This window comes from Pseudomonas sp. SDO5522_S412 (genome assembly GCF_054071215.1).
Map to the genome: position 1 here is coordinate 1 of NZ_JBSVWQ010000198.1, position 10272 is coordinate 10272.

General features: G+C 62.9%; 12 protein-coding genes. 6 read left to right on the forward strand and 6 right to left on the reverse strand.

Annotated elements, in window-relative coordinates:
• Positions 1–62: 62 nt before the first annotated feature.
• From ACW9I6_RS26155 to ACW9I6_RS26180, 6 genes are all read right to left on the reverse strand, one after another.
• Entirely contained in the window at positions 63–584 is a 522-nt protein-coding gene (locus ACW9I6_RS26155; RefSeq protein WP_008431056.1) for a hypothetical protein, read from the reverse strand.
• A gap of 124 nt (positions 585–708) precedes the next feature.
• Positions 709–1230: a methylamine dehydrogenase light chain gene (locus tag ACW9I6_RS26160; RefSeq protein ID WP_003208877.1), complete on the reverse strand. Its 522-nt coding sequence runs from the start codon at positions 1228–1230 to the stop codon at positions 709–711.
• Between the two features lie 19 nt (positions 1231–1249).
• Positions 1250–1870: a methylamine dehydrogenase accessory protein MauD gene (gene mauD / locus ACW9I6_RS26165; RefSeq protein ID WP_003208875.1), complete on the reverse strand. Its 621-nt coding sequence runs from the start codon at positions 1868–1870 to the stop codon at positions 1250–1252.
• Between the two features lie 3 nt (positions 1871–1873).
• On the reverse strand, positions 1874–2413 hold the full coding sequence (locus ACW9I6_RS26170) for a MauE/DoxX family redox-associated membrane protein (RefSeq protein WP_003208874.1): 540 nt from the start codon (positions 2411–2413) through the stop codon (positions 1874–1876).
• 12 nt (positions 2414–2425) lie between these two features.
• Positions 2426–3574 (reverse strand): amine dehydrogenase large subunit, encoded by a 1149-nt coding sequence (locus tag ACW9I6_RS26175; protein ID WP_457340013.1) that lies wholly within the window; start codon positions 3572–3574, stop codon positions 2426–2428.
• A gap of 344 nt (positions 3575–3918) precedes the next feature.
• Positions 3919–5043, reverse strand: a complete 1125-nt coding sequence (locus ACW9I6_RS26180; RefSeq protein ID WP_177036947.1) for a sensor histidine kinase — start codon at positions 5041–5043, stop codon at positions 3919–3921.
• A 211-nt stretch (positions 5044–5254) separates the two neighbouring features.
• Between ACW9I6_RS26180 and ACW9I6_RS26185 the strand changes: the two genes are divergently transcribed.
• Genes ACW9I6_RS26185 through ACW9I6_RS26210 form a run of 6 tightly spaced genes read left to right on the forward strand, consistent with a single transcriptional unit; the run spans position 5255 to position 10186 of the window.
• Entirely contained in the window at positions 5255–6403 is a 1149-nt protein-coding gene (locus ACW9I6_RS26185; protein ID WP_102368716.1) for an acyl-CoA dehydrogenase family protein, read from the forward strand.
• 17 nt (positions 6404–6420) lie between these two features.
• Positions 6421–6792, forward strand: coding sequence for a hypothetical protein (locus tag ACW9I6_RS26190; RefSeq protein ID WP_003208867.1), 372 nt, complete (start codon positions 6421–6423; stop codon positions 6790–6792).
• 3 nt (positions 6793–6795) lie between these two features.
• A complete protein-coding gene (locus ACW9I6_RS26195) occupies positions 6796–7266 on the forward strand; it encodes a nuclear transport factor 2 family protein (RefSeq protein WP_008431069.1) in 471 nt (156 codons plus the stop codon).
• Complete coding sequence (locus ACW9I6_RS26200) at positions 7263–8390, forward strand: amidase (RefSeq protein WP_457340014.1); 1128 nt, start codon at positions 7263–7265, stop codon at positions 8388–8390. The genes ACW9I6_RS26195 and ACW9I6_RS26200 overlap by 4 nt, the downstream gene beginning before the upstream one ends.
• 24 nt (positions 8391–8414) lie before the next feature.
• Positions 8415–9698, forward strand: coding sequence for an aromatic ring-hydroxylating oxygenase subunit alpha (locus tag ACW9I6_RS26205; protein ID WP_087694279.1), 1284 nt, complete (start codon positions 8415–8417; stop codon positions 9696–9698).
• Entirely contained in the window at positions 9695–10186 is a 492-nt protein-coding gene (locus ACW9I6_RS26210; protein ID WP_008431075.1) for an aromatic-ring-hydroxylating dioxygenase subunit beta, read from the forward strand. Before ACW9I6_RS26205 ends, ACW9I6_RS26210 begins: the two co-directional genes overlap by 4 nt.
• Positions 10187–10272: the final 86 nt, after the last annotated feature.

Consider the following 10272-nt stretch of genomic DNA (forward strand, 5'->3'; position numbering starts at 1 on the left):
TTGGGTGACTGACACACCGCATTCGCGAGCAAGCCCGCTCCCACATTTGGATCGCGTTTCATTCAGTTGGGCATTCCATCTTCAATCGCAATCCCTTGCGCCCGCATTTCCTTGATCAACCCCGCCCTTGTGCCCGGCAGATTGAGCATCGCTTTGTGCCGTAACTCAGTCACTTCCGCAGCGCTATAGGGCTTGTAATCCACCGGCGTACTCTTGCCCGCCATCCCGTCCGGGCGCATCAGCCAGTTCAGCAAATCCGCCAGTTGCCCATCGTTCAGTGCCGACTGCGACATCCCCGGCACCCGTACCAAAAACTCCCGCCCGCCTGGCACCTTCAGAAAGTTGCCGACAAACCCGGTCATCCTCGGTGTGTCGTTTGCCGCCGAGCCCATGCCGCTGCCCAGATGGCAGCCGGCACACTGCAGCTGATAGTTGGTCGCCACGCTGTACCCGGCCTGGGCGATCGGCGTTTGCGGCGACTCATTGCCCGGTGCGTGCTTCTGGTTTGGATTGGGAATGGCCCGAGCCTGGGCGAGCGGGGTGGCGAAGACACACATCAAGCTCAGCAAAAACAACGTACGCATGACAAGCCTCTTGCACTGACCTGTGGCGAGGAAGCTTGCTCCCGTTGGGCTGTGCTGCGGCCCCAAGATCTTTGGGAGCGCTTCGCACTCCAACGGGAGCAAGCTCCCTCGCCACAAGGGTGAGTTAAACCGCGACGCCGCGAATGATCGAGACCGTGCAGTGGTAGATGTGGGATTTGGCCGCCAGGCACCAGTTCACATCGTTGTTGTTGAACGGCCGGTACGCCGGTTCCTCACTGTCGTTACGCGTGCACGCGCACTGGGCGCAGCTTTGCTTACCGCAGCAGTCGTTATAGGAAATGATGTAGTCCTTGCCATCCGCCGGGTTGCGGCAGGTGCCGATCCAGGTCACCTGGGACGCCTCGGTGCCCGGTGGGCAGGAGGTCACCGAGCCGCCACAGCAACTGCACAGGAAACCGTCGATGGAGCAGTAGCGCCAGTAGTCGCAACTGTTCGGGTCGCCCGGGTCACCGGCTTTCGGGTTATCGGCAGCCAGCGCCTTGCTGGTGCGGTCCAGGGGCAGCAGCAGGGGCAACGCGGCGCCTGCGACCATCAGCGAACCCATACGGGCCAACAGTTTGCGTCGCGACGTGGTGTCGGCCAGGCGACGGGTCGAGCGCTCGAATAACAGATCCAGCAATTTCATGAGAGTCTCCCTGCCTTAATCAGTGGCTATGGCCGTGGCTGTGGTCGTGGGGCTGCGGCTGGCTGTTGAGGTATTCCTGCAGCGTCGCGCTTTTCAGGTGTTCGACTTCGAACAGGCTGTCCAGGTGCTCGCGGGAATTGACCAGGCCCTTGGCGCGCAAGGTGCCGCTCTTGTCGATCAGCGCGGCATACGGCAGCTTGCCGATCTGGTAGGTCATGCCGACTTCCGGGCCGACCACGTAGGTGACGTCGTCCAGCTTGTGTTCGGTGATCAGCGCGTGCTGGGCTTCCATGTCGCCGTCGCTGATAAACACCACATCGAGTCGGTCAGCCTGTTCCCTGGCGATGGACTTGATCGCCGGCAACAGGGATTTGCAGATCGGGCAGGTGGGCGAGAGGAAGAACAGCAACTGGTTCTTCTCACCGGCATAGCCGAAGTTCACCGGGCGGCCTTTACGGTCGGAAGCGGTGACTTGCGGGGCCGGCTCATTCACCGCCACGCCCTTGTCGACCATCAGTGCGCCGGCCGGGGCGATGCGCCCGTGCAGCACACCAATCTGGCGCACCAGGCCCATCACGGCAAACGCCAGCGCCAGCAGCAGTACCCACAGCAGTACGTTGGAAACAATAAGGCCTTCCATTGATCACCTACCAATCAGTTTGAGCAGAAGAGGGGAGTTCGCCAGCAGGCCATCGGCTGCAGCGTAAATCAGCAGCGCGACGGCGCTGGCGGCGACGGTGACGAAGCCGTCGAAAAAACCCAGGTCACGGGCAATCGGCAGCACGCTGGCCAGCAGGGCCACGGCCACCAGTGCGCCGTTGCGCAATAGCAGGATCGGCCGCAACGGCTGCGCCTGGTCGGGGCCTGCGCAGCCGCAGTCGATGTCCCGGCGGCCGCGCCACAGGTTGATGCCAATGGCGGCGGCGTACAGTGCAATCAGGCCGGCGGCGCCGAGGGCGGCCCAGGAACGGCTGGCCGGCACCAGCAGGGCAAAGGCAATCACCAGTTCCAGCACCGGGATTACCCGGGCGGCGGGGCGAGTCACTGCCTCTGGCAGCAACTGGTAATCGGCCAGTTGCCGGGCGAAGCGTGCCGGTGCGCGCAACTTGTGGGTCGCGGCACTGGCCAGCAACACCGCGATGGCGAGGGCGCTGGCAATGATGAAGATCGGGTCGATATGCATGGCCGAACCTCTTTAGTAGCTCATGATCTGGGTTGCGGTCTTCGCTACCTTGGCCATGCTACCGGTGAGTTTGTTGGTCTTGAGGTCGAAGATCTGCAAGCCGCCTTCGACGTCGGCGCCCAGCAACAGGGGCTTGTCGTCGCCGGTGGCCTGCATGCTCCAGACCGGGGCCGGGGCTTCCAGGGTGGCTATCTTCTTCATGGTCTTGAGGTCATAGGCCCAGATGATGGTGCTCGGGTCTTCCCACTTCATCGGCTCGTGGTTGTCGTGCATCAGCACGTACATGCGGTTGAGCTTTGGTGCCACAGCCATCAACTGCCAGCCACCCGGGGCCCAGCCGGTTTTCTTTTCCGCATCGGTGGTGAGTGACCAGGACGGCAGGATTTTCGGCTCATCGCCGGAGAAATCTACCGGGCGGATGGTGCCGGTGGTGGTGGTGAAGTAGTAGGTGTCGCCCACGTTCACCGCGCGTTCGTTGAGCTTCTCGGCGTTGGGGTCGAAGAAGTGCGTGCGGTTGCGCGAGGTTTCCTGGCCCTGCTCGTTCAGCGTCACCACTTGCAGGCTGCCGTCGCCGCACAGGGAGGCGAAGCGGCGAGTGCCGACCGGGTAATTGAGTACGCAGCCCGGGATCGCGATTTCGGCGGTGACGGAGCGGGACTGGGTGTCGACCACGGTCACCGAGGTGGAGGGTGTGAAGTTGTAGACGTAGACGAAGCGGTCATCGCCGCTGGTCTTCAGCCCATAGCGCTGGGTCAGGGATTCGGCGCGTTTGTTCGGGATCAGCACTTCCCAGGCGGGCGACAGGCTGGAGCTGTCCCAGGCGGTGAGCACATCGGTGCGATCGCCCCGGGTGCCGCGGGAATAGTAGATGTCGGCGCTGTACAGGGTCTTCTGGTCGTGGCTCAGGGCCGAGGGCGCGGCGAAGCCGGTGGGGACCATGCCGAGGACGCGCTTCTTGTCGGGATCTACCACGGTGACGCGGCCGACCACGAAGCTTTCGAATTCGACGTCTACCACGAATGCGCGGTGGGCTTCCGGTGGAAAGGCCAGGGTGGTCTGGCCGATGGTGTCTGGCGGTAAATCCGCCCGGGCGCTGTTCAAGCCGAGTACAAGCAGGCCCAGACCCAGCGCTGACTGTACGTTGATCCTGTTGCTTCGCATTAGGGGCACTCCCTGAATTATTGTGTTTTGCTAATCGCGGGTGCTTTGGCAGATTCTTGCAAGTGGATTCTGCCTTGTGGGGCGATTGCAAGAATTGTTGTGTCTGCCAAGTGGTTGTGTGTCTGTGCCAATGGTTTGGGGAGGGGGGTATATCGGTTATTTTTGTTATGGCTGAAATGGGTTCCGCTCTTGCAGCGGCTCACTTTTGAACAGCCCTGTAGGCGCTGGCTTGCCGGCGATGGTCGTTAACGATGACGTTGGCATCCTGAATAAACGCGGCGACCTCACGTTTTTCGCCGGCAAGCCGGCTCCTACAGAAAAGCCGCTTCGCAAATGCCCCAATCTCACGACCCCACCAAAGGCAACGAAAAACTGAACACCGCCCCACACGGCTCCAGATTCTGCGCCCAGATATCCCCCTGATGCCGACCAATGATGTTCTTGCACAACGCCAGCCCAATCCCGTTACCACCCACCTTCGACGAAAAGAACCCGTCAAAGATTTTCTCCCGCGCCACGGCCTGAATCCCGCGCCCACAATCCTCGACACTCAACCGCGCCACGTTTCCATCCCGGCAGGCATGCAACCGCAGCACCCGACGCTCCACGGGCAGCTCACTCATCTCTTCAATGGCATTGAACGCCAGGTTCAGAATCACCTGCCCAATCAGCACCCTCTCGCACTGCACCATCAGCGGTTGCGCGCTCGGGACGATCTCCAGCCGCACCTGACTCGGCTCGGCCCGCAGGCTGATGAAATATCGGGTTTCCTGCAGCAACTCATTGAGGTCCACCCACTCCGCGCTCTGCTCCAGCTTGACCACATAATCACGCACACTCTTGATGATCGTTGACGCATGCTCGACCTGCCGCACGGCACTTTGCAGCCCCCAGTTCACCCCCTGGTCGGCACTGTGGGTATCGCCCAGACGAATCAAAACCCCCTCGATAAAGTTGCGCGTGGCCGCCAGTGGCTGGCTCAACTCATGAGCAATCGCCACCGCCATCTCGCCCATGGCGTTGTATCGGGCCAGGTATTCAAGCTGCTGTTCACTGACACGCCGGGCTTCCTCGGCGCGGATCAGGTCCCGCTTCACCTTGTCTTCCCGGGAAATATCACGGAACTGCACCATCAGCACGTCGCGCCCGTCCAGGTGCACCAGCGTCGCGACCGCTTCCGAAAGAATCTCCACCCCGGCCTTGGAGCGATAACACCACTCGATGGTGCGCTGGCCACTGCGGGCCGCTCGCTCGAGCCAACGCAGGCCGATGGAGCGCTTGTACTTCGGTGCGTCCCGGGTCATGTCCGGGGCCTTGAGCGGGATCAGTTCTTCCAGGGTAAACCCCAGCGCCGACAGCGCCGCGGTGTTGGCCCAGAGGATGTCCTTGCTCTGCGCATCGTGAAGGATGGTGCAGATCGGCATGGCTTCGATCAGGGTGTGGAAATCATTGTTATTGGGTAGGTACATCGCGTAGCCCTTGGCGGTGGAGGGGACGACTACGGTGGCAAGTTATACCGGTTTGCATCCGGGGGCACGCTCAGAAGTAATCGGGGGCGCACTAGGGGATTTCTTTAGCCGGTGGGCTGCACGCCCCAATAGTTGACGGTGGTCGGGCTTTTTACACTGGACCTATCAACGCCCGACACGGCGTCCATAACAACTACAACGGAGAAAGCCCATGCTGCGTTCGGCCCTCGTGCAACCAGACGCTTTACCCGACGTGCAGCCCGCGCTGTTCCAGCAGGTGCTCGATGAAGTGCGCCAGCGCCGCGACGAGTTCGACGCCGGCTCCCACGTGCCACGGGACATGATCGAACGCTTCAAGCAGGTGGGCATCTACCGGGCGGCCACGCCCCGTTGTTTCGGCGGCGATGCCCTGGCCCCCGCAACGTTCTTGCAGATGATCGAGCGCATATCCGAAGCCGATGGCTCTGCCGGCTGGGTCGCCAGCTTCGGCAGCGCCGGGGTGTATCTTGCGGCCTTGCCCCAGGAAACCCTCGCCGAACTGTATGCCGACAGCCCCGATCTGGTGTTTGCCGGTGGCCTGTTCCCGTTGCAGCCGGCGGAAACCGTCGAGGGCGGCTGGCAGGTCAACGGCACCTGGAAGTTTGCCAGCGGCTGCAAAGGCGCCGACCTGCTGGGCGTGGGCATCGGTGCGGCGGGCGGCAAGCCACGCACTGCCGTGTTCAAGCCCGGCCAGGTTGAAATCATCGAAAACTGGGACGTGGTCGGCCTCAAGGGCACGGGCAGCCATGACCTGCGAGTTACCGACCAATACATCGACGAGCGCTGGACTTTCATCCGTGGCGGCGCCGCCACCATCGACGAGCCGCTGTTTCGTTATCCCTCGATTGCCTACGCCGCCCAGGTGCTGGCGGTGGTCAACCTCGGCCTGGCCCGCGCGGCCCTCGATGAAATCAGCGCCATGGCCAGCGGCAGCGGCATCACCGGCGCGCCGAAACTGGCGGACCGCGCCTACGTGCGCATCGAAATCGCCAAGGCCGAAGCCCGGCTGAGCGCCGCTCGGGGCTTTTTCTACGGCGCCACCGAACAAGTGTGGAACTCGATCCTCGCCGGCAACCCGGTCACGGCCGAGCAAACCAGCCTGCTGCGCCTGACCGCCATTCACGTGTCCCAGGCCGGCGCCGCCGTGGTGCAGAGCGCCTACAGCCTGGCGGGCACCACCGCGATCTACCTGCGCCACCCGCTGCAGCGCTACCTGCGCGACGCCATGGTGGTAACCCAGCACGCCTTCCTCAGCGAAGGCCTGTACGACGGCGCGGGCTCGGTGTTCCTCGGCGTCCCTCCATTTCCTGGCTACATCTGACTTTCAAGGATCAACCCATGTCCCAAGCCACTCAAGAACCGCTGCGCGTCGTCTTCTGCATCGGCATCACCCAGAACTTTTTCGACCTGCCTACCGGCGAAGGCCTGAGCGTGTGGAAAGGCTTCAGCCAGATGATGGGTGACCTCGGCGCCATGCCGGGCATCAACGTGCTGGGGGCGATGGATGACGACCGCTTGATGGTCGGCCCGTCGACCACCTCGCCGTGGACCGTCTACATCATGGCCGACGTCGACTGCCACCAGTCGGTGATCGACGCCTGCAACCTGTTCCGTACCACGCCGGTGGGTGAATACAGCCTGTGGCGCTACGCCAAGGTCGAAGCACGGATCGGCCGCCCGCTGACCATTCCCGAAGCGGCCAGGGTGTGAGCCATGGACCTGTTGCAGCGTGTTGAAACCCTTGAAGGGGAGAGCCAGGTAAGGCGCTTGATGGCGCGCTACATGGACCTGTGCGACGTGCCCCGGGCGGCGACCAACGTTCGCGAGTTGGCCGAGTTGTTCACCGTGGATGCGGTGTGGGAAGGCATTGGCACAAGTACCGCGCAGACCTTCGGCCAGCATCGGGGGCGCGACGCGGTGGCGGCGTTTGTCGGCAGCTACCTGCCACCGTCGGAACACTTTGCGCTGAACCTGCATTACCTCACCAGTGAGTCGATCCAGGTAGACGGCAGCGCGGCTGCAGGGCAGTGGATCATGCAACAGATTTCCACCTACGCCGACCAGCGCAGCGAGTTGTTCGGCACGCGGCTGACCATCGATTTTCGCCGTGTCGACGGCACCTGGCTGATCGCGCATTTCCGTACGCAGCGCCTGTTCAATAGCATGTTGGGGGTGAACCCATGAGTACCTTCGTCAGCGAATTTTTACTCGGCGGCAGCGGCCGACGCGTGGCCATCAAGGATTCCATCGACATCGCCGGGTATCCGACCCGCTCGGGCAGTCGTGCCTTTGCCGATGCTCCGCCGGCGACGCGGCATGCGCACGTGGTGCAGGCGGTCCTGGATGCCGGCTGGCAGATCGTCGGCAAGACCAGCCTGCATGAACTGGCATTTGGCGTCACCGGCATCAACGACTGGAGCGGTACGCCCGTCAATCCCCAGGCGCCAGACCGCGTGCCGGGCGGCTCCTCCAGCGGTTCGGCCGCGGCGGTTGCGGCGGGCCTGGCGGATATCGCCATTGGTACCGACACCGGCGGCTCGGTGCGGGTGCCGGCGGCGTGCTGCGGGATTGCCGGGTTGAAACCGACCTATGGCCGAGTCAGCCGCATTGGCGCGCAACCGGCGGTATCCAGCCTCGATTGCGTCGGGCCGCTTGCCGCGAACATGCAGGACCTGATTGCCGCGATGCAGGTGATTTGCCCGGGTTTCCAGCCACAGGCGGCGCCGTCCGGCAGCGTGCCGGTGGGCTTTCTGGATGTGGCCTGTGAGCCATGGCTGAAGGCGAGCCTGATGGCTGCCGTCGACGCGGCCGGCTGGCGTCAGCAGCGTCTGCATCTGGACGACTTTGACACGGCGTTCGGCGCCGGCCTTACGGTGATTAACGTCGAAAACTGGGCAGCCTTCGGTCACCTCACCGGCAAGGGCCTGATCGGTGCGGATGTCGAACAACGCTTGTTGGCTGCCAGCCGCACCAGCGCTGCTGATTTGGCCGCAGCCGAAGTCGTGCGCACCCGCTTCAGTCATCAGGTGGACGCCGCGCTCGAAGAATTCTCCGTGTTGCTGCTGCCGACGATGCCGGATCTGCCGCCGACCCTGGCCGAAGCCCGCAACGGCAGCCAGGCCGTGGCCCGCATGACGCCATTGGTGCGGCCATTCAACCTCAGCGGCCACCCGGCGCTGACGGTGCCGGTGACCCTGGCCGACAGCGGGCTGAAGGTGGGGCTACAGATTGTCGGCCGTAAGGGCCAGGACGAATGGGTGTGTGCCCTCGGCGCACAACTGCAGCAGAGCATCACGGCTCGCCAATAAGAACAACGCCTTGAGGAGGGCTCCATGAGTACCCATGAATACCGGCTGATTGCCAAATCGAAAAGCCTCGACGAGTTGGTCAAGCACGATCGCGTCGACGTCTCGCTGTACAACGACCCGGCGCTGTTCGAGGCCGAACTGGAAAAGATCTTCTACCGCACCTGGGTCTGGGTCGCCCATGAAAGCGAAGTGCGCAACAGCGGCGACTTCAAGACCGCGACCATTGGCCGGCGCCCGGTGATTGTGGTGCGCGACAAGAAAGGCGCGATCAACGTGCTGGAAAACCGCTGCCGCCACCGTGGCGCCACGGTTTGCGAGAAGCACAAGGGCAACGCCAGCGGCTTCACCTGCCCGTATCACAGCTGGTCCTATGGTTTGGACGGCAAGCTGCGGGCGCTGCCTTACCCGGACGGCTACGAAGGCATCCTGGAAAAGTCCGAGTTACCCCTGACCAGCCTGCGGGTGGACAGCTACGCCGGGATGGTATTCGCCAGCTACAACGACGATATCGAACCGTTGGCCGACTTTCTCGGCGGCGCCAAACACTGGATGGACCTGTTCATGAAGCAGGGCGCCGGCTACCCGATCAAGACCCAGGGCGAACACAAGTTCAGCTTCAAGGGCAACTGGAAGATCCAGCTGGAAAACACCACCGACGGCTACCACTTCCCGATCGTGCACAAGTCGTTCATGTCGTCGGTGGACGCCGAGACCTCGGAAATGCTCTCGTTCATGACCGACGAGCAGGCCGTCACCCATTCCCTGGGCAATGGCCACAGCGTGATGGTGATGGTGCCCGAGCATGTCGACCTGGACCACGACGACGGTACCGAGCAATTGCAGGAGCGTTTCGCCCACGTCACCGAAGAACTGTCGAAAACCATGGAGCCGGCCCAGGTGCGACGCATCGTGCGCTCGCTGCACGGCGCCGGGTTCAACCTCAACCTGTTTCCCAATGTCGCCATGTCGATGTCGTTCTTCCGGGTGCTGCGCCCGGTGTCGGTCACCGAGACCGAAATCCGCCACGTCGCCCTGGGCATGGAGGGCGGCCCACAGGTTGCCAACCGCGAGCGCCTGCGCATCCACGAACACTTCCAGGGCCCGTTCGGCTTTGGCAGCCCCGACGACGCCGAAGCCTGGGACCGGGTGCAACGCGGCTCGTATGCCGGCGTGGACGCACCGATCCTGGTCAACCGTGGCCTGAACCGCGAAGTGCTGGCCGACAACGGCGACAAGGTATCCCACGCCACTGATGAAGGCGGCATGCGCGGGGCCTATGACATGTGGAAAAGGATGATGAGCCAATGAACACCCTGACTGGTTTTACCGCACCGCTGGCCCAGGCCATCGAATTCATCTGGCGTGAAGCCGAACTGCTGGACCACAAGGACTACGTGCAATGGGCCGCGTTGTGGAGCGAGAGCGGGCGCTACGTCGTGCCGATCGACCCGGACACCGAGGATTTTGAAGCCAACCTCAACTACGCCTATGACGATGCGCGCATGCGTGACCTGCGCATCGAACGGCTGACGGCGGGGTATTCACCGTCAGCGGTGGATGCGGCGAAAACCGTGCGCAGTGTCTCGCGATTCACCCTGGTGGAAGCAGCGGGCGAGGTGGTGGAGGTTAACTGTGCGCAGCTGCTGTACGCCTACAAGCGCGGGGTACACACGCCGTTCGTGGCCGACCTGAATTACCGCATCCGGTTCAGCGCCGGGGTCGCGACCCTGGAGCGCAAGGTGGTGCGGTTGATCAATTCCACCGACAGCCTGAGTGCACTCGGCTTTCTGTTGTAAGCACGATTCAAACAACGACACAAAACCAATGTGGGAGCGGGCTTGCTCGCGAATGCGGTGGATCAGTCGCCACATGCATTGACTGA